Source organism: Rhizobium sp. X9, from assembly GCF_018873185.1.
Lineage (GTDB): Bacteria > Pseudomonadota > Alphaproteobacteria > Rhizobiales > Rhizobiaceae > Agrobacterium > Agrobacterium oryzihabitans.
This window is the reverse complement of record NZ_CP071312.1, coordinates 2,059,774-2,079,748: the sequence shown is the minus strand read 5'-3', so window position 1 is coordinate 2,079,748 and position 19,975 is coordinate 2,059,774. Positions and strand designations below refer to the sequence as shown.

Here is a 19,975-nt window from a genome sequence, read left to right as displayed (position 1 = left end):
TTGTTCCCCGCCGGGTTGTCGGGAGCCATATTGCGTTTGGAATTTCTGCTTTTGCAAGTATGAATTTTGCTCCATGAGCGAAAAATAGGCCCAAAGTCGAATGGCACAAATTTTGTTCATCAATAAAAGTTTGGGGCTTGCTTTTCAAAAAAACTGACAATAGCATCATCGGGAATGGAGGATTATTCCTCAGCAAAGTCAAATACTTAGAACAAAAGACCTTGCTCATGGCGACAGGAAAAGCGTCAAACATTCAAATAGATAAAATCCAAAAAGGGGAAAACCACAATGAAGAAGCGCAGCGTTCTCTTTGCCAGCACGGTGGCGGCGATGGCTTTGGCAGGCTCTGCCGCCCATGCCGAGCGTGGCAGTGACGGCGAACTGAAAATCCTGTTCTGGCAGGCTGTATCGACACTCAATCCCTATCTTTCCGGTGGCACCAAGGAAATCTACAGCTCGTCCATGGTAATCGAGCCGCTGGCGCGCTACGATGAAAAGGGCGAGCTGGTGCCGATGCTGGTGAGCGAAATCCCGACGGTCGACAATGGCGGCGTCGCGAAGGATCTGCTCAGCATGACGTGGAAGTTGAAGAGCGACGTCAAATGGTCCGACGGCACGCCGCTTACCGCTGACGACGTCATCTTCACCTGGAAATATTGCACCGCACCGGATGGCGGCTGCGCGCAGGCGGCGCAATATGAAGGCGTGAAAAACGTCGAGGCCATCGACGCCCACACCGTCAAGGTCAGCTTCGCCGAACCGAAGCCCTACCCCTATTCCGCATTTGTCGGCGCGCAATCGCCGGTCATCCAGAAGAAGCAGTTTGAAAAATGCATCGGCGCTGCCGCACCCGGCTGCACATCCGCCAATTTCGGCCCCATCGGCACCGGCCCCTTCGTGGTCAAGGATTTCAAGCCGAACGACGTCATCAGCTACGTCGCCAACCCCAATTATCGTGATCCGGCCAAGCCGGCTTTCGCCACCGTGACCCTGAAGGGCGGCGGTGACGCGGCTTCCGCTGCGCGCGCCGTGCTGGAAACCGGTGAATTCGACTACGCCTGGAACATGCAGGTGGAGCCGGAAATTCTGGCCACCATGGTGGCCGCCGGCAAGGGCAAGCTGGAAACCGCCTTCGGCACGCAGGTCGAACGTATCAATCTCAACTGGTACAATGCCGATCCCGCCCTGGGTGACAAGCGCTCCACCAAGGAGGGCGGTCCGCATCCGGCCCTTTCAGACCCGGCCGTGCGCCGCGCACTCTCGCTCGCCATCGATCGCGATATCATCGATGAGACAGGTTATGGCGAGGCGGGCAAGCCGACCTGCAACATCGTGCCAGCCCCGGAGGCTGTCGCTTCGACGAAAAACGACAGCTGGTGCCTGAAGCAGGATGTGGAAGGTGCAAACAAGCTGCTTGATGATGCAGGCTGGGTGAAGGGCGCCGATGGCATCCGTGCCAAGAACGGTGTGAAACTGTCGTTCCTCTACCAGACCTCCACAAACTCCGTTCGCCAGGCGGCGCAGGAACTGGTGAAGGACATGTGGTCGCAGATTGGCGTCGCCTCCGAGCTGCGTAATGTCAGCGCCTCCGTCTTCTTCGGCGGCGACCCGGCAAGCCCGGATACCTTCCAGAAATTTTATGCCGACGTTGAAATGTACACCAACAATTTCGACGGCACCGACCCGGAAAAATATCTGGCTGAATGGCTGTGCGACAAGATCCCCGCCCCCGCAAACGGCTGGCAGGGCCAGAATATTCCCCGTTATTGCAACCCGGAATTCGACAAGCTGGTGGGCGTCCTTTCCAAGACGACAGATTTCGCCAAGCGTGGGGAAATTGCCAAGCAGCTGAACGACATGCTGACGGAAGAAGGCGCGCATATTCCGCTGATCCACCGTGGTAACGTTTCCTCGCATTCGCTGACGCTGGAAGGCGTTCGCATGAATGCCTGGGATTCGGAACTCTGGAACGTCGCGGACTGGTCCCGCAAGAAGTAACACGCAGATGCGCCGGCCTCTTCGAACGTGGAGGCCGGCCTTTTGCATGCCCCTGGACCATGATCTGAAGACACATTTGCAGCGCCTTGGCGAAGGGGCTCCCGGTTTTCGCCATACCGCGCTCAAGGGTCTGGAGACTTCCCGATGTTTACCTTTACGCTCCGGCGGCTTGCCTTTGCCGTACCGACGTTGCTCGTCATCAGCTTCGTCATCTTCGCCCTGCTCGATCTTGCGCCGAACGATCCGACCGGCGACCTGCCGCTCACCATTCCGCCCGAAGTTCGCGAGCAGATCCGCGCCTCGCTTGGCCTCGACCAGCCTTTCTTCATCCGTTATCTGATGTGGCTGCAGCAATTCTTCATCAACGAGCCGCTGAACCTTTTCGAAAAACTCACCGGCTGGCAGATCGGCGATGGCAATCGCATGCGTGTGCTGTCCTGGGCAACGCGCAGCCCGGTGGTTGATCTCGTCATCCAGCGCATGCCGCAAACGCTCTGGGTGGTCGGCCTCGCCTATCTTTTCGGCGCACTTCTGGCGATCCCGATCGGCGTCATTTCCGCCCACAAGCAATATTCGATCTTCGACCAGATCGGCACCTTCGTCTCGATGGTCGGTTATTCGGTTCCCACCTTCTTCACCGGCGTGCTGCTGGTCGTCATCTTCAGCTCTTATCTGCAATGGTTCCCTTCCGTCTATGACACCAACCTGCAGGTGACGGACTGGGGAAGCTTCGTCGCGCAGATCAAACAGATGTTCCTGCCGGTTCTGGTGCTGACCCTCTACAATGTCTCGCAGATCAGCCGCTTCGTGCGGGCCTCCATGCTGGACAATCTGCATCAGGATTATGTGCGCACCGCACGGGCAAAGGGCGTGAAGGAAAAATCCGTTCTGCTCGTTCACGTGCTGCGCAACAGCCTCATCCCGGTCGTGACCGTGATTGCGCTCGGCGTGCCGACGATCTTTTCCGGCGCGATCATTACCGAGCAGATCTTCCGCGTGAACGGGCTTGGCCAGTTGCTGATCACCGCCGTACAGGGCGCGGATATTCCGCTGGTGCAGACACTGACCTTCATTTTCGCGGTGCTTATCGTGCTCTTCAACCTGATTGCCGACGTTCTGTACGGCATTCTCGACCCGAGGATCCGCTATGACTGACGCCACCATCGCAGCGCCGGCCGTCGCCGCCACGCCCGTGCAATCGGCACTTGCCGATATCTGGAAACAGTTTCGCGCCCACAAGGGCGGCGTGGCGGGCCTGTTCGTTTTCATCTTCATTCTGCTTGCGGTCTTTGTCGGCCCCTATATCCACACCGTCGCGCCAAACGCCATCAATGTGAGGGAGCGCAACCAGTGGCCGTCGCTGGCACATCCCTTTGGCACCGACAATCTGGGCAAGGACATGCTGGCGCAGGTTCTGGCCGGCGGGCGCATCTCGCTTGCCGTCGGCATCACCGCCATGCTGCTGGCGCTGTTTCTCGGAACGCTGGTGGGCGTGCTGTCTGGCTATTTTCGCAGGCTCGACGGGCCACTGATGCGGCTGACCGACCTGTTCCTGGCGCTGCCGCTTTTGCCGCTGCTGCTCGTCATCCTGATGCTGTTTCGCGATACGCTGCGCGCGGCCTTCGGGCCGGAAACCGGCATCTTCATCCTGATCGTCTTCGTGATCGGGATAACGAGCTGGATGCATACGGCCCGTATCGTGCGCGGCGATGTGCTCACGATCAAAAGCCAGGAATTCATCATGGCGGCGAAATCGAGCGGCATGCGCGAATACCGCATCATCCTCAGGCATATATTGCCGAATGTGCTGAGTTCGATCATGGTCTCGGCCACGCTCGGCATCGCCTCGGCCATCATCACGGAATCGGCGCTGTCCTTCCTCGGCCTCGGATTTCCGTCGGACTTTCCGACCTGGGGACGGCTGCTGTTCGACGGCGCCAACTTCCTGCAGCTGACACCTTCGCGCGTCCTGTGGCCGGGACTGGCAATCTCGCTGACGGTTCTGAGCGTCAACTATATCGGCGATGCCGTGCGCGATGCGCTTGATCCAAGGGCGCTGAAGAGCTGAGCACGCCCTCCCTCATCTCTGTGCTTGTCACAGAGATCCAGCCAGCCCAAGTCCTTGGGCTGAAACGACTCCCTCCGCCGCGCAGACGCGCGTCGGCTGGATTCCTGTGACAAGCACAGGAATGAGGTGGCGGGGATGCATCGGCATGTAAAAAGCGGCACGCACTGCTAGTGGTAATTCACCTTCTCCGCATCGAGTATGCTGTCGGCATCCAGCGCGGCAATCGGAACGTCGCTGCGCGCCGGAATATCGCCGGAAAGCTGCAGGGCCAGATAGCGTCCGCAGCAGACCCGCAAAAATGAGGTGAAGTTGCCGAGATCGTGCCCGGCATCGATCGATTCATTATAAAGCTTGGCGATGAGCTGCACGCTGTTCATGCCATCGCGGCGTGCAATCTCGTCCAGCGTGGTCCAGAAGAAGTTTTCAAGCCGCACACTCGTGACCATGCCGTCGATCCGCAAAGACCGGGTGTGGCTTTCCCAAAGTGCCGGGTCCGCCTTGATGAAAAGCTTGCACATGGTTTCCTCCCTCACCACGCTCCAAAAGATAGACGGGAAACAGGGCCGGTAAAAGCCCCGTTCCGCGCAGCTTATTTGCCAAGCACCGCCATGAACTGCGAAAGCCATGCCGGATGGGCGGGCCATGCGGGCGCCGTCACCAGCTTGCCGTCGGTCACCGCCGCGTCGATGGCGATATCGGCATAGGTGCCGCCCGCCAGTTCCACCTCGGGGCGGCAGGCCGGATAGGCCGAGCAGGTGCGGCCCTTGAGCACGCCCGCAGCCGCCAGCAATTGCGCGCCGTGGCAGACGGCGGCCACCGGCTTGTCAGCCTCGAAGAAATGTTTCACCGCCGCCAGCACATCGGCATTAAGGCGCAGATATTCCGGCGCGCGGCCGCCCGGAATGACCAGCGCATCGTAATCCGCAACCTTGATATCGGCAAAGGTGGCGTTGAGCGCGAAATTATGGCCGCGTTTTTCCGAATAGGTCTGGTCGCCCTCGAAATCATGGATGGCGGTGGCGATGGTCTGGCCCGCCTTCTTGCCGGGGCAGACGGCGTGCACCGTGTGGCCGACCGCAGCCAAGGTCTGGAACGGTACCATGGTCTCATAATCCTCGGCGAAATCGCCGGTGATCATCAAAATCTTCTTCGGCATGTCTGCTCCTCCCGTTTTCGAATGCCTTTGGGCACCCTAACAGGCAGGATCGAGATGCGGGTATTATGGCAATACTACAGGGCCGATAAAGCTCGGATCAGCGGGCCTGCGGCGGCTGCGGCCAGCGTCTCACACCGCCGCCCCAATCCTCGAAGACCTTGGAGAGCTTGAGCACGAACAAATCCTCATAACGCGGGCCGACGATCTGCAAGCCGATGGGCATTCCGGATTTCGAGAAGCCGCAATTGATCGAGGATGCCGGCTGTTCGGACATGTTCCACGGGACGGTGAAGGCGATATGCTCGAAAGGCCGCTCAGGATCGTTGGTGGGCGAGGCCCAGTCAGCCGGATAGGAGACGATGGGATTGACGGGTGAAATCACCACATCAACCGACTGCATCAACCGCCCGCAACTCCTACGCATTTCCATGGTCTGATTGAAACCGAAAACGGCGCGCGCGCCGGAGACATCAGCGCCCTTTTCCGCCCATTCGTGAATATAGGGAAGGATCGCGGCACGTCGATCCGCGCTCAGCGCCACCATATCGCCCCAGAATTTCGCCCGCCAGAAATCATCCAGCCCATCAAGCATTTCTCGCGTCAGCACCGGCTCGACGGGGATGACGATGGCGCCTGCCTCTTCGAACAGTTTGGCGGCAGAGAGCACGGCATCGCGCACCTCGTTCTCCAAAGGCAGTCCGCAGCCGGCATCCAGCATCAGACCTATCTTCAGGCCCTTCACATTAATGTCGAGGTCCATCCAGTTGATATTGTTGGGCGGCAGCGCGGTGCCATCACGCCAGTCCGGGCGGGAAAGTGTGGCCATCGCATAGGCGGCATCGACAACCGTGCGGGTCATCGGCCCGGCGCAGCGGCCGGTATAATAGGGATCGACGGGTATGCGGCCCTGGCTGGGCTTGAAGCCGAACAGGCCCGTCCATCCGGCCGGCAGGCGCACCGAGCCGCCAATATCCGTGCCGATATGCAGCGTGCCGTAACCCGCAGCACCGGCAGAGGCCGCACCGGCGCTGGAGCCACCGGGGTTCTGCGTCGGGTCCCACGGGTTGCGGCTGAGCTTGTGGAAACTGGAAAGGCCTGATGACAACATGCCGTAATCCGGGCAGGTCGTCTTGGCGTAAAGGATCGCGCCGTCCTCGCGGCAGCGCGCGGCAACCGGCGCGTCTTCCAGAGCCGGCACCAGTTCCACCGCTTTGGTGCCGAGCGGAACCGGCTGGCCTTTGGTGGCGATCAGTTCCTTCAGCGAGACCGGAATCCCATCGAGCGCCCCGAGCGTTTCCCCTTTTTGCCAGCGCTCCGTCGAGGCCAGCGCCTGTTTGCGGGCATCCTCGGGATCATAGGCGTAAAGCGCGTTCACCGTGGGCTCGAATGTGTCGATGCGGGCCTCTACCGCCTGCCAATATTCCGATGGCGATAGCTTCTTTTGCCGGTAAAGCGCCAGGATTTCGAGCGTGTTGAGGTCTATGAGATCGGTCATCAGCGTCGTCTCGTCAGAAAAACAGATAATAGGGCGATATCGGCTAGAAGCGATCAGCTGGTATCGCGCGGGTCCAGCAGGTCGCGCAGGCCATCGCCGAGAAGATTGAGGCCGAAGACGGCAAGCGCAATGGCAAGGCCGGGCATGATGGCGAGCCATGGCGCTGTCCCAAGATAGGTCTGCGCATCGGCAAGCATCCGACCCCAGGTGGCGGCAGGCGGCGGCATGCCGAGACCGAGGAAGGAAAGCCCCGCTTCGGTAAGGATGGCAAGACCGAGCTGGATCGTCACCTGCACGATGATCTGGTTGGAAATATTCGGCAGGATATGAAACAGCGTGATCTTGGCGCGGTTCTGGCCGATGCTGGTGGCGGCGGTGACATATTCCCGCGACCATATCTGCAAGGCCGCACCCAGCGTCAGCCGCGCAAAGACCGGCACCATGAAGGTGGCGATGGCGATGATGGCGGTGAACCGGCCCGTGCCGATGAAAGCGCCGAGCATCGTGGCCGACAGGATCGGCGGCAGGGCGAAAATGATATCGCAGATGCGCATCACCACGGTTTCGGTGAAACCCCGCAGGGCCGCGACCGATACGCCGACGGCGGTGCCTATGAGAGCGCCGATGGCAACGGCGGCGATGGAGGTGGAAAGCGAGTTCCACGCCCCGGCCATCAGCATGGAGAGAACATCCCGGCCGAAATGATCCGTGCCAAGACCGCCATAGGCAAAGGGCGATTTCAGTTTCTGGGCGATCTGCATCTTGGTCGGCAAAACCGGCGTCCAGACCAGCGAGAGCAGCGCAACCGCGACAAGAAAGGTGGTGACGGCGATGCCGACAACGAAAGCGGGGCGGCGGCGGATCAGTCGCATCATCGCGCACCTGCCCGCAGTCTCGGATCGATAAAGAGATAGGCGATATCGACCAGAAAATTCATGACGATGACCAGCGCCGAGAAGAACAGCACGACGGACTGCATGACGACGATATCCCGCTGGGTCAGCGCCTGATAGGCAAGGCGCCCGAGGCCCGGCAGATTGAAGACATTTTCCACCAGCACCGCGCCGGCGATGAGGAAGGTGAATTGCAGGCCGATCATGGTGACCACAGGGATCATCGCGTTCGGCACCGCATGCCGCCACAGCGCCACCCGCTCGCTCAGGCCCTTGGCGCGGGCGGTGCGCACAAAATCCTCGTTCATCACCTCCAGCACCGCCGAGCGGCAGACGCGGGTGAGAACACCCGCCTGCGACAGCGCAAGGGCAATGGCCGGAAGCACCAGCGCGATAAGCCCCGCCGAAAAACTCGGCTGCCAGCCGGGAAACCCGCCTGATGGCATCCAGCCGAGCGTCGTGGAAAAGATGATGATGAGCAGCAGCCCGACCCAGAAACCGGGCACGGCAATGCCCACGTGGGAAAACAGCCCGGCTGCCAAATCCACCGGCCCGTTGCGGCTTCTCGCCGCCGCAACGCCGAGCGGAATGGCGATGGCGACCGAAAGGCAGACCGCCAGAAGCGCAAGCGGCAGGGTGACGGCAAGCCGCTCGACAATCAGCCCCGCCACAGGCACGCCATAGGTATAGGATTGCCCGAGATCGCCCCGAAACACGCCAGCGAGCCACTGGAGATAACGCAACGGCAGCGGCTGATCGAGGCCCATCTGCTTCTGCAGCGCAGCCAGCGTATCGGGGCTCGCCGAGGTTCCAAGCATGATGGCCGCCGGATCGCCCGGCAGCAGGCCCATGACGACATAGATGATGAGGGAAACGGCAAACAGCGTGATGACGAGGCTTAAAAGACGCCGGATGAGGACGGCTAACATCTGGCATTCTTTCCTTGCTTTGTTTCGCTACGGGATGTGGCGGATGGAGTTGCCGTCTTCCTGCGCAAATCTCTCCTCATTCCCGTGCCTGTAACGGGAATCCAGTCGACGCGCGTCTGCGCGGCGGAAAGATTCCTTTCAGCCCAAGGACTTGGGCTGGCTGGCAACTGTATTGTCAGGTTTTAGCAAAGACGGTTTTATCCCTGAGGATTGCGTTTGCGGCGACGAGGATTTTGCGGGCGATGGCAATGATCATGACCTTGAACGGTTTGCCCTTGGTCTGCATGGTTTGCGCCGTGCGGGCGAAGGCGGTCTTCAGCCTGTAAGCCACCAACGCCGCCATGTAGAGGGCATCGCGCACGCGCTTTCGTCCGCCGCGAATATGGCGCTGGCCGCGTTTGATGCCGCTGTCGGCATTGAAGGGAGCAAGTCCCGCCAATGCGGCCATGGCTTTGGAAGAGCTGCCGCCCAGTTCCGGCATATGCGCCATCAGCGTGAATGCGGTGACTGGCCCGACGCCCGGAATGGAACGGAGCCTGGTGCTTTGTTCGTTCAGTTCCGCGTTTTCCCGGACATGGGCGTGACAGGCTTTTTCGATCGCCTCGATCTCGCCGTCCAGCCAGATGAGATGGCGCTCCAGACTATCGTGCTCCATGGGCTCTGCGCTGGAAAGGCGAAGCCGCTCCTGCTGGCGCATGGCAACGAGCTGATCGCGCCTTGTATGGAAGCTGGCAAGCGCCTGCCGGGCCGGATCGGGTGGTGTGCTGGTTGCGGGGCCAAGCGTTTCGCCCATGTGTGCCAGCAGGCGGGCATCGATGGCGTCGGTCTTGGCCAGGCGGCCGGTGGCTCTTGCGAAGTCGCGCGCCCGGGCGGGGTTGACCCGGCAATACGGACGCTGTTGCCGATCGAGAGCCGCGCACAGCTGCCTGTCATAACGCCCGGTCGCCTCCAGAATGACCGTCGCCTCCTGCCCCTCCAGGCCTTGCAGCCATGCATGAATGGCGGCAGCGGTGTTGTCGATGCGGATATGCCGGGATGTCCGGCCGTCGAAAAGATCAAGATGCGCCTTGGCGACGTCGCATCCAATGAAAACAGGGTGTATCATGGCAAGCCTCATCCTGTGCTTCGAGGTCCGCGCTCACGGCCTCAATCAACTGTTCAGGTTGGGATATCAAAGGCGGACGGAGGACCAGAGCCAGCAAGCGGTCTCAAACGACCAGGATCCCGACGGCCTTCCGTCCGCTACCATTCTAGCACAGACGCAATACACAGGATTCCTGTGACAAGCACAGGAATGAGGGGAAGAATGCGCCTCGCCATTCACAACAAACGTCACTCTTCCCAGTGCACATCCGTCAGCACATTCGAAGGAATGGGCTCGTTTTCCCACAGCCCCTTCACCTTCCTGTCCCACACGCCAAGCTTTGGCATGACGAAAAGGTAAAGGGCCGGCACGTCGTCGGCGAGGATTTTCTGGGCCTCGCCATAGAGCTTTTCCTGCTCGGCCACATCCGCCGTCTTTTCGACGTTACCGACGATCTCGTTGAAGGCCGGGTTCTTGTAATTGAAGTAATAGGGATCGCGCGCGTAGATATCGATATCCATCGGCTCGGCATGGGCAACGATGGTCATGTCGAAGTCAGCGCCCTTCAAGACATCCGCCACCCATTTCGCCGGAAACTCGGTGGTCTCGATGGTCATCGTGACGCCGATTTCGGCAAACATCGCCTGCAGGATCTGCGAGGTGCGCTGGGCATAGGCCATTTGCGGCGCCTTGATGGTGAAGCTGAACCCATCCGGATATCCCGCCTCGGCAAGCAGCGCCTTCGACTTGTCAATATCGAAGGGATGAACGCCGGTCGTGTCGATGTAACCGCGATCGTTCGGGGTGTAGTGGCTGCCGATGGCCGTACCATAACCCGACCACGCGCCTTCGATCACCGTGCCGCGATCCACCGCCATCATCAGCGCCTGACGCACGCGCCTGTCGTCGAAAGGCTTGCGGGCACTGTTCATGCCGGCCACGACCTTGAGTTCCGTATTGCCGACGAAGGTGCCGAGGCGCGCATCGCCGTCGAAGGACGTCATCAGTTCCGGCGCGCCGAATTCCGGGAAGGCATCGATGTCACCGGATTTCAACGCGGCGGCCTGTGCCTGCGGATCGGAGACGAAACGGAAGGTTGCCTTGTCAAGCTTTACCGCCACCGCCTTGTCCCAATAGGCCGCGTTTTTCTCCAATTCCACCTTGTCGCCCTTGGCCCAGCTCGCAAATTTGAACGGGCCTGTCCCGACCGGCGTGGTGCGGTTGTTTTCCGCGCTTTTCGGCGCGACCATGACGGAGGCTGGCCAGCCGAGCCAGTAGATCAGGCTGCCGGCCGGCTGCTTCAGTTTCAGCACCAGCGTCGCGGCATCGGGTGTCTCGATGCTGTTGATGGCGGCGAAGAAGCGTTTCTGTGGATTGACGGAGCTTTCGCCACGCGCCCGATCCAGCGAAAATTTCGCAACGGAGGAGTCGAAGGCCTCACCATCATGGAAGGTGACGCCCTGGCGCAGCTTGAATGTGTATGTCTTGCCATCGGGTGAAATTTCCCAGCGTTCCGCCAGCTGCGGCTTGACCTTGCCGTCTCTGTCGATGGTGACCAGACCTTCGAAGACGTTCTGCCAGGTGACCTGGCCGATGGCGACGGGGGCGGCGATGGTCGGATCGAGACCGGCCGGCTCGACGGCCATGCCAAGCGTCAGCGCGGTTTTCGGCGCGGCCTCGGCAACCGTTGCCGAAAGCGGCAGCCAGAGCGCCGTGCCCAATGCGAGGCCCAGCGTGGCGCGGCGCGAAAGCGTTGCCGCCTGCGAAAGATAAGTGCGTGGCATCATTGTCCCCTGTCTGGCGGCCGGGGCATTTTTGCCCTCGGAAAGACCGCCCGTTGCAAAAAGAGTGTCATGTTGCAGGCGCACACACAATCTCGATTTTTGTGTGCTCCGTGTAGCTGAAATGGCTACACGGAAATGCGGATGGAAATCAACCTTCCGCTCGGATAGTCAGCCGCCTTGCTTACCCCGCCGTCGCCTCACGCATGAAGCGCTCGATAAAATCGGCAAGCTTGGAGGCGGCGAAGGACAATTGCCTGTCTGGCGCAACGCAGAGATCGATCTGGGTGTGAATGCCCTTTTTCCCGGCCAGCGGAACGGCGACCATCTGGCCGCTGCGGATTTCCCGCGCCACCGAAAGCGCCGGCAGCAACGTGGCGGCGGCGTGGCCCAGCACCAGCTCCTTCAGCATTTCCAGCGAGCTTGTGATGAAGACGGGATCAAGCTCGACGCCCGCATCCGCAAACAGCGTATCGAAGGCCTGACGCGCAGCAAAACTCTTGTCCGGCAGGGCGAGCGGCAGGCTGGCCAGCTCTTTGAGTGAGACTTCCGGCTGGGCGGCAAGCGCATGACCGGCGGGAAAGATCGCGTCATAGCTGATACGGGTGCGCGAGCGCACTTTCACCCCGGAGACCTTTGGTGCAAAAAGGCTGACGACCAGATCGGCCTCCGCCGCCCCCAGGGCTTCCATCGCCTGGCGGGCGCTGGTGATATGGACCTCGAAGCGCAGTTTAGGATATTTGAGGCTGAACTGTGCCAAGACCGGCGCCAGAAGGTTCGCCACCGTCGCGCCATTGGCATAGACCGTGACCCGGCCGCGCTGCAGGCCTTTCAGATCGTCGATCAGCTGGTGCACATGGTCGAGTTCCCGCAACGTCTTGCCGGCGCGGGCGGCAAGCAGTTCCCCCGCAGCCGTCAACTTCACGCCCCGGCTGGAACGCTCAACCAGCGGCGAGCCGAAATAATATTCGAGGTTCTCGATCTGGCGGCTGACCGCCGTCGGTGCGACATTCAGATTTTCCGCCGCGGCGCGCATGGAATTGGTGCGGACCAGTTCGTCGAAATACATCAATGCGCGGAGTTGCATAGTCTGAATACCTTGTTTTGGCCGACACCGTCCGTCATGCCGGGCTTGACCCGGCATCCAGCGCCATCAAGTCTCTGACCGCGCAGACGCGCGGTCGCTGGATTCCGGCTCAAGGCCGGAATGACGGAAGATGTCATTTGGCCCAACTGTAGCGGCAGCTCAAACGCGCTTGAAGCCCTCGCTCGCCACCAGCAGCTGCCTCGTATAATCCGCGCTGAATTCCCGGCTTTCCAGCGCCTCGGCTTCCAGCATTTCCACCACCTTGCCGCTTTTCATCACCGCAAGGCGATCGCACATGTGGCTGATGACACCGAGATCGTGGCTGACCATGACGAAGGTCAGGTTACGATCCTTGCGGGCCTGTTCAAGCAGGTTGAGGATTTCCGCCTGAATGGAGGCGTCGAGCGCCGAGGTCGGCTCATCGAGCAGCAGGATTTTCGGCTCGACGATCAGCGCACGCGCAATAGCGATACGCTGCCGCTGGCCACCGGAAAGCTGGTGCGAATAGCGGAAACGGAAGCCGGTGCCGAGGCCCACCTCGTCCAATGCCCGGGCAATGCGCTGCTCGCGATTATCCAGACCGTGGATGACCAGCGGCTCAAGCAGCAGCGCATCCACCGTCTGGCGGGGGTGCAGGGAACCGTAAGGGTCCTGAAACACCATCTGCACATCGCGGTAGAAGCTCTTGTCGCGGTGCTTGCCCGAATAGGAGCGACCGGCCACCATCAACGAGCCTTCATCGAAATGGTTGAGGCCGGCAATGGCGCGCAGCAGCGTCGACTTGCCGGAACCGGACTCACCGACGATGCCGAAGGATTCACCCTCGTCCACATCGATGCTGACGCTGTCGAGCGCGATATAGCCGTCGAAATCGACCACCATGTCTCTGGTGGAAAGAACCGTGCTCATGCGCGCCACTCCGGCTTGCGTTCCAGAACCGGCAACGGATGCCGGTGGCCGCCGATTTCCGGCAGGCAGTTCAGGAGGCCCTGCGTATAGGGATGCTTCGCCTCCTTCAGATTGGCAGAGGACAGTTCCTCAACGACCTTGCCCGCATACATGACCAAAACGCGGTCGCAGAAGGACGAGACCAGCCGCAGATCGTGGCTGACGAAAATCAGCCCCATGCCGCGATCGCGCACCAGCTTGTCGAGAATGTCGAGCACTTCGAGCTGAACGGTTACGTCGAGCGCCGAAGTCGGCTCGTCGGCGATCAGCAGTTCCGGGCCGCAGACCAGCATCATGGCGATCATGACACGCTGGCCCATGCCGCCTGAAACCTCGTGCGGGTAAAGATCGAAGACGCGCTCGGGATCACGGATCTGCACCGCTTCCAGCATGGCGAGCGTGCGCTGGCGCGCCTCGCTGGAGCCGATATTTTCATGGGTGCGCAGCGTTTCCATGATCTGGCGGCCGATCGGCATGACCGGGTTCAGCGAATATTTCGGGTCCTGCAGGATCATGGCCATGCGCTTGCCGCGCATGAGCCGCCTTTCCTTTGCCGAAGCTTTGAGAAGATCGATATCCCCGAAGCGCAGGGCATCGGCCTCGATGCGCGCGCTTTTCGGGGTCAGCCCCATGATGGCGCGGCCGGTCTGCGATTTGCCGGAGCCGGATTCGCCAACAATGCCGAGGCGTTCACGCCCCAGCGTGAAGGACACGCCGCGCACCGCCTCCACCAGCCCGGTGCGGGTGGGAAAGGAAACGCGCAGGTTCTCGACAGTCAGAAGCGGCGCGCTCATTGGTTCGCCTCCTTGGGGTCCAGCGCATCGCGCAGGCCATCACCCAGAAGGTTGAAACCGAGGCTGACGATCAGGATCGCAATACCCGGCATGGCGGCAACCCACCATTGATCGAGAATGAAACGGCGTCCGGAAGCGATCATCGCGCCCCATTCCGGCAGAGGCGGCTGCGCACCAAGGCCGAGAAAACCGAGACCGGCGGCGGTGAGGATGATGCCCGCCATGTCGAGCGTAACACGCACGATGAGCGACGACATGCAAAGCGGCATGACGTGTTTCAGGACGATGCGGAAAGGCGAGGCCCCCATGAGCTTAACCGCCGCGATGAAATCAGAATTGCGGAAGGTCATGGTTTCGGCGCGTGCGATGCGCGCATAGGGCGGCCATGAGGTGACCGCGATGGCGAGCACGGCGTTTTCGATGCCCGGCCCAAGTGCGGCCACCAGCGCCAGCGCCAGAACCAGCTTCGGAAAGGCGAGGAAGATATCGGTGATGCGCATCAGAACGGCATCCACCCAGCCGCCGGCATAACCCGAGACAGTGCCAACGATGAGCCCGATGGGGGCCGCAATGATGGCCACCAGCAGCACGACAAAGAGGGTCAGCCGGGAACCGTGGATGAGGCGCGAGAGAATATCACGCCCCTGATCATCCGTGCCGAGCAGGTAACCTTCCGTTCCCGGAGGCAGAAGCCGGGCATTGCGCAGATCGCCCTGCACCGGATTATGCGGCGCCAGCACATTGGCAAACAGCGCAACGAACAGCAGCGCAACAATGATGCCGAGGCCGAGCAGCGCCAGCCGGTTTTCCGAAAAGCGCCGCCAGATGACATAGGCCCGGCCGAGACGCGCCTGTCTGCGCGAGGCCGGCCGGTCGGAGAGCAGCCATTCGCGGCTGTAAGGTTTCAATGTATCGGTCGAAATCGTCATCGGCTGCGCGTCCTTGGGTCGAGCGTCCGGTAAAGCAGATCGGAAAAGAGATTGATGCCGACGAAGATGGCGCCAATCACGATCGTGCCGCCAAGAACGGCATTCATATCCGCATTCTGCAGGGAATTGGTGATGTAGAGGCCAAGCCCCGGCCACGCGAAGATGGTTTCGGTCAGCACCGAACCTTCGAGCAGACCGGCATAGGACAGCGCAATCACCGTTACCAGCGGCACGGCGGCGTTGCGCAGCGCGTGGAACCAGATGATGCGGGTTTCCGAAAGCCCCTTGGCGCGCGCCGCAACGATATATTCCTGGCTAAGCTCGTTCAGCATGAAGGAGCGCGTCATGCGGCTGATATAGGCCAGCGAAAAATAACCGAGCAGAGAGGCCGGCAGGATGATGTGGCGGAACAGGTCCCACAAGACCTCCCACTGCCGCTGCCAGATCGCGTCGATCAGGAAAAAGCCCGTGACCGGCGTGAAGGTGAATTCATAGACGATATCCATGCGGCCGGGATAGGCGACCCATTGCAGCCGGGCGTAAAACACCAGCAGCGCCAGGAGGCCGAGCCAGAAGATCGGCACGGAATAACCGATGAGGCCGATGACGCGCACCACCTGGTCGGCAAAACTGCCGCGCTTGACGGCGGCAAGCACGCCGAGCGGTATGCCGAAAACGGCGCCGATGATGGTGCCGATCGTCGCAAGCTCGATCGTCGCCGGGAACACCCGCTTGATATCCTCCATCACCGGATTGGTGGTGAGGACGGAGATGCCGAAATCGCCCGAAAGCGCCTGCTTCAGATAAAGAAAGAACTGCTGCCAGAGCGGCAGGTTGAGTCCGAGCTGCTCACGCACCCGCTCGACCACATGGGCAGGCGCGCGGTCGCCGACGATCGCCAATGCGGGATCGATCGGCACCACACGGCCAATGAAAAATGTGACCGCCATCAACCCCAGAAAGGTGGTGATGACGGTGACGGCGAAGCCGAGAACGGCCTTCACACGGGCGTTGGCACGGCGTTTGCCCTGCCTCGCCCGGCTGTTCGTTTCAACGATGCTCAAGAGACCGATCCTTCCGGATCATTCCTTGGAGATCGTATAGACGTAGTTGGTGTCGAAGCTCGGTCCGAGCTTCAGGCCCTTGAGCTTGGCGGAATAACCGGCCACTTCCGTCTGCTGGAAGATGATGACGAAAGGACCCTTCGCCAGAACTTCCTTTTGCAGGTTCTCATAGATTGCGGCGCGCTTGGCGCTGTCCTTCTCCAGCAGAGCCGACTGGGTTTCCTTGGTCAGGTCAGGAACGTCCCAGGCATTGCGCCATGCGAGCGTCTTGTTCTTGCCCTCATCGGAATTGTCGTAGTTGATGGTGAAGGTTTCCGCATTCGAGTTCGGATCGAAATAGTCCGAGCCCCACTGGCCAATGTAGATATCATGGGTGCGGGCGCGGTACTTGGTCAGCGTCTGCTTGCCGTCGCCCGGAATGATTTCCAGCTTGATGCCGGCCTGCGCCAGCGTCTGCTGCACGCTTTCGGCAATACCGGTTACCGGCTGCGTATTGCGCACATCCATGGACACGGTGAAGCCGTCCTTCAGGCCGGCCTTGGCCAGAAGTTCCTTCGCCTTGGCGACGTCGAGCTTGTAGGGGTTCTCGTTGAGCGCGCCGAGCTGGCCCTTCGGCAGGAACGTCTGGTGGACTTCGCCGATGCCCTTGATGATCGTCTCACCGATCGCGTCGTAATCGACGAGATATTTGAACGCCTCGATGACCTCGGGCTTCTTCAGGTTCTCGTTCTTCTGGTTGAGGCTGAAATAATAGACGGTGCCCTTCGGCGCAGAGGTGACGGCAAGGCCTTCCTTCTTGGAAACGGCTTCCATGTCGCCCGGCTCGAGGTTGCGGGCCACATCGATATCGCCGTTTTCAAGCGCCAGGCGCTGGCCGGAGCTTTCCTTCATGTGGCGATAGACAACGCGCTTCAGCTTCGGCTTTTCACCGTAATAATTCGGATTGGCCTCGAGGATGACCGCTTCATTGGCCTTCCAGCCAAGGATCTTGTAAGGGCCGGAACCGGCATAACCGGTCTTCAGGAATTCATTGCCGAAATCGGTGTCATATTTGTAATCGGCGCTCGGGGTAACGGACTTCGCCTTTTCGGTGATGAGCTTCTTGTCGACCACCGAAGCGACAGTTGCGGTGAGCACGTTCAGCACGAAGCTCGGCGCATAGGGCTTGTCGACGGTCAGTACGAAGGTGTTCGCATCCGCAGCCTTCGCCTTTTCATTGACGTTGTCGCCCTTGAGGCCGAACTGCGTCAGCAGGAATGCCGGCGACTTGTCGAGCTTGACGGCGCGTTCAAACGAGAATGCCACATCGTCAGCCGTGATCGGATTGCCGGAGGCGAATTTCAGGCCAGATTTCAGCTTGAAGGTATAGGTCAGGCCGTCTTCGGAGGTCGTCCAGCTTTCGGCGAGATCGCCGATCACCTTGGAGGTGTCGTTGAGATCGATGGAAACCAGCTTGCTGTAGGTGTTGCCGGTGACTTCAGCTGCGGACAGCTCGAATGCCTCGCCCGGATCGAGCGTGATGATGTCATCGATGGCGAAACCTTCGACCAGCGTATCGGCCGGTGTGGCAGCGAAAGCATGCGGCGCAGACAGCATCATCAGCGACAAAGCGGCGCTGGTGCTGAGAATACGCATGGATTTGTTGAGCGATTTGATCATAGGATCTCCCCTTTTGTTATAAGATTGATTTCGTTCGCTTTTATGTGCTCTCAGGCGGCCTCATGCCAGGCCTGGGATAAGACGCGCAGCCAGTTCTCCCGGCAGATTTTGGCCAGTTCTCCGTCACCGTAGCCCGCCGATTTCAGCGCCGCAACCAGATTGTGATTGCCGCTCGCGTCAGCAACGCCAACGGGTACCGTCGCACCGTCGAAATCGGATCCGAGCGCCACGCAGTCGATGCCCATGCGCTCCACCATGTAGTCTATGTGGCGCACCATGTCGGAAAGCGGGGTGTCGGCAATGTCGCGCGCATCCGCCCGCAGCATGGTCACGGCATAGTTGAGGCCGACCAGACCGCCACTTTCCTTGATAGCATCCATCTGCCTGTCGGTGAGATTGCGGGCGACGGGGGTGAGCGCATGCGCGTTGGAATGGCTGGCGATCAAAGGCTGATTCGTGGTCTTCGCCACATCCCAGAAGCCCTTTTCGGTGATATGCGCAAGATCGATGAGAATACCGAGCCGGTTGCATTCCTTCACCAGCGCAAAACCGGCATCGGTGAGACCGGGCGCGGTATCGGGCGACATCGGATAGGAGAAGGGAACCCCGTGGCCGAAAATATTGTGCCGGCTCCACACCGGACCAAGCGAGCGCAGACCGGCAGCATAAAACACCTCGAGCGCATCGAGATCGGCTCCGATCGCCTCGCAGCCTTCCATGTGCAGCACGGCCGCGAAGATATCCTCGGCAAAGGCCTTGCGGATATCGGCTGTCGAGCGGCATAGCCGCCAGGCCCCGGCGCGATCGAGTCTGAGCGCGATCGCAGCTTTTTCCATGGCGATATCAAGCGAAGGCTGGCGTTCGAGCGGCGCCGCGAGCGGTGTATTATAGTGGCCCTGCGCGTCCGGCTCCTGCAGGATGAGATCGCCGGAGGGGATGTAGATGGCGCAGATGCCGCCGCCAAGACCGCCTGCCCGTGCACGCGGACCATCGATATGGCCTTCGCGTGTGCCATTCCTGAATTCCGCAACCGGATCGGCGCCGGCCTTGCTGTTGCGCCACAACCGAAGCAGCACATCATTATGACCGTCGAACACTGCATGCATTTGAAGAAATTCCAGTAAGCGGCAAAAACAAAGGGGGCGGGCAGACGCCGGAATGACACCGCGCAAAAGCAAACCGGCGCATTTTTTGCCGGCCGCTATAATCTGTCGGAGACGATCTTAGGACGATCTCTCGCGGCTCCGCAAGACGCAAATTAGGCAACGATGAAATTATCACCACTTGCCTTTTGCCGGGAATTGCGCAACGTCAAGCCCGCCAGCCGCCTTCCGCCTTTGTCAGCAGCGGCGTGGCGAAAACACCCCTCACCCGCTCCGGCCATTCCGGCCCGAAAGCAGCGATTTTTTGCTCCCAGCGGTCCGATTGCAGCATGGCTGCACCGATCACCACCGGCCGGATGCCGGACGAGGCGAGAAGCGAAAGACCTGAAATGATGGAACTGCCGCTGGAGATGACATCATCCACCAGCGCCACCCGCCTGCCCTCGATGAGCGGCAACATGCGCGGATCGATGTAGAGCCGTTTTTCCTGCTTGGTGGTGATGGAGGACATCGGTACCGACAGTTCCTCCAGATACCAGAATTTGCGCGAAGTGCCGAGCGGCACGTATCGGGAATGACCGAGATGACGGGCGACGGCGGCGGCAAGTGTCAGCCCGAGCGTCGGCAGGCCGATCACCACCTCTGGCTTGAGGGGGAGAAGCTTCTGAGCAAGATCGGCGGCCAGCGCTTCCAGCACCTCAAAGGAAGCCTGATTAACGATGAGCGAGGCCAGCGCATGCTCGCCATCCGCCAGAGGCCGGATCGGCAGGCAGATCTGTCGCCCGTCATCCAGTTCCGCCGGAAAGAAGGCGGAATGCGGACCTGCGGTTTCAAATGTGCGGGGGGCGCGGATATCCTGCCAGAACTCATGCGGAGCAGCAGGGGATAGGGCGGCAGGCGATGCGGATTGCGGCATCGTTCTTTTCCTTTCAGGAGCGGGTGGCGAAAGGCAATCGCGTTGTTCGACCACGCCAGCCCGGTTCTTCA

The 19,975-nt window shown here is 60.6% G+C and carries 18 protein-coding genes; 3 read left to right on the top strand and 15 right to left on the bottom strand.

Annotated elements, in window-relative coordinates:
* Nucleotides 1-288 precede the first annotated feature (288 nt).
* From JZY08_RS24400 to JZY08_RS24390, 3 genes are all read left to right on the top strand, one after another.
* A complete protein-coding gene (locus JZY08_RS24400; protein ID WP_216332005.1) occupies nucleotides 289-1,998 on the top strand; it encodes a peptide ABC transporter substrate-binding protein in 1,710 nt (569 codons plus the stop codon).
* 144 nt (nucleotides 1,999-2,142) lie between these two features.
* Nucleotides 2,143-3,153, top strand: coding sequence for an ABC transporter permease (locus JZY08_RS24395; RefSeq protein WP_216332003.1), 1,011 nt, complete (start codon nucleotides 2,143-2,145; stop codon nucleotides 3,151-3,153).
* Nucleotides 3,146-4,066, top strand: a complete 921-nt coding sequence (locus tag JZY08_RS24390) for an ABC transporter permease (protein WP_082184910.1) — start codon at nucleotides 3,146-3,148, stop codon at nucleotides 4,064-4,066. Before JZY08_RS24395 ends, JZY08_RS24390 begins: the two co-directional genes overlap by 8 nt.
* A gap of 167 nt (nucleotides 4,067-4,233) precedes the next feature.
* Here JZY08_RS24390 and JZY08_RS24385 read toward each other — a convergent pair whose 3' ends face one another.
* The 15 genes from JZY08_RS24385 to JZY08_RS24315 all read right to left on the bottom strand — a co-directional run bounded on the left by JZY08_RS24385 (nucleotide 4,234) and on the right by JZY08_RS24315 (nucleotide 19,904).
* Nucleotides 4,234-4,584 (bottom strand): ribbon-helix-helix domain-containing protein, encoded by a 351-nt coding sequence (locus tag JZY08_RS24385; protein ID WP_035243147.1) that lies wholly within the window; start codon nucleotides 4,582-4,584, stop codon nucleotides 4,234-4,236.
* A gap of 71 nt (nucleotides 4,585-4,655) precedes the next feature.
* On the bottom strand, nucleotides 4,656-5,222 hold the full coding sequence (locus tag JZY08_RS24380) for a DJ-1/PfpI family protein (RefSeq protein WP_216332002.1): 567 nt from the start codon (nucleotides 5,220-5,222) through the stop codon (nucleotides 4,656-4,658).
* Between the two features lie 97 nt (nucleotides 5,223-5,319).
* Nucleotides 5,320-6,717, bottom strand: a complete 1,398-nt coding sequence (locus JZY08_RS24375) for an amidase (RefSeq protein WP_216332001.1) — start codon at nucleotides 6,715-6,717, stop codon at nucleotides 5,320-5,322.
* Between the two features lie 53 nt (nucleotides 6,718-6,770).
* Nucleotides 6,771-7,592, bottom strand: a complete 822-nt coding sequence (locus tag JZY08_RS24370) for an ABC transporter permease (RefSeq protein ID WP_216332000.1) — start codon at nucleotides 7,590-7,592, stop codon at nucleotides 6,771-6,773.
* Nucleotides 7,589-8,539: an ABC transporter permease gene (locus tag JZY08_RS24365; protein ID WP_216331999.1), complete on the bottom strand. Its 951-nt coding sequence runs from the start codon at nucleotides 8,537-8,539 to the stop codon at nucleotides 7,589-7,591. The genes JZY08_RS24370 and JZY08_RS24365 overlap by 4 nt, the downstream gene beginning before the upstream one ends.
* Before the next feature lie 175 nt (nucleotides 8,540-8,714).
* Entirely contained in the window at nucleotides 8,715-9,644 is a 930-nt protein-coding gene (locus JZY08_RS24360) for an IS110 family transposase (RefSeq protein ID WP_216330675.1), read from the bottom strand.
* A 227-nt stretch (nucleotides 9,645-9,871) separates the two neighbouring features.
* Nucleotides 9,872-11,407, bottom strand: a complete 1,536-nt coding sequence (locus tag JZY08_RS24355) for an ABC transporter substrate-binding protein (protein ID WP_216331998.1) — start codon at nucleotides 11,405-11,407, stop codon at nucleotides 9,872-9,874.
* 181 nt (nucleotides 11,408-11,588) lie between these two features.
* Nucleotides 11,589-12,491: a LysR family transcriptional regulator gene (locus tag JZY08_RS24350; RefSeq protein WP_216331997.1), complete on the bottom strand. Its 903-nt coding sequence runs from the start codon at nucleotides 12,489-12,491 to the stop codon at nucleotides 11,589-11,591.
* Nucleotides 12,492-12,650: 159 nt separating this feature from the next.
* Entirely contained in the window at nucleotides 12,651-13,400 is a 750-nt protein-coding gene (locus tag JZY08_RS24345) for an ABC transporter ATP-binding protein (RefSeq protein WP_216331996.1), read from the bottom strand.
* Complete coding sequence (locus tag JZY08_RS24340; protein ID WP_216331994.1) at nucleotides 13,397-14,233, bottom strand: ABC transporter ATP-binding protein; 837 nt, start codon at nucleotides 14,231-14,233, stop codon at nucleotides 13,397-13,399. The genes JZY08_RS24345 and JZY08_RS24340 overlap by 4 nt, the downstream gene beginning before the upstream one ends.
* Nucleotides 14,230-15,162, bottom strand: a complete 933-nt coding sequence (locus JZY08_RS24335; protein WP_003499027.1) for an ABC transporter permease — start codon at nucleotides 15,160-15,162, stop codon at nucleotides 14,230-14,232. Before JZY08_RS24335 ends, JZY08_RS24340 begins: the two co-directional genes overlap by 4 nt.
* Nucleotides 15,159-16,226, bottom strand: a complete 1,068-nt coding sequence (locus JZY08_RS24330; RefSeq protein WP_216331992.1) for an ABC transporter permease — start codon at nucleotides 16,224-16,226, stop codon at nucleotides 15,159-15,161. The genes JZY08_RS24335 and JZY08_RS24330 overlap by 4 nt, the downstream gene beginning before the upstream one ends.
* An 18-nt stretch (nucleotides 16,227-16,244) precedes the next feature.
* Nucleotides 16,245-17,885 carry an ABC transporter substrate-binding protein gene (locus tag JZY08_RS24325; RefSeq protein WP_082184915.1) on the bottom strand — a complete coding sequence of 547 codons (1,641 nt, stop codon included), beginning with the start codon at nucleotides 17,883-17,885 and terminating at the stop codon, nucleotides 16,245-16,247.
* Nucleotides 17,886-17,935: 50 nt separating this feature from the next.
* On the bottom strand, nucleotides 17,936-18,991 hold the full coding sequence (locus JZY08_RS24320) for a dipeptidase (protein WP_082184916.1): 1,056 nt from the start codon (nucleotides 18,989-18,991) through the stop codon (nucleotides 17,936-17,938).
* Between the two features lie 205 nt (nucleotides 18,992-19,196).
* A complete protein-coding gene (locus JZY08_RS24315; protein ID WP_082184917.1) occupies nucleotides 19,197-19,904 on the bottom strand; it encodes a phosphoribosyltransferase in 708 nt (235 codons plus the stop codon).
* Nucleotides 19,905-19,975 lie beyond the last annotated feature (71 nt).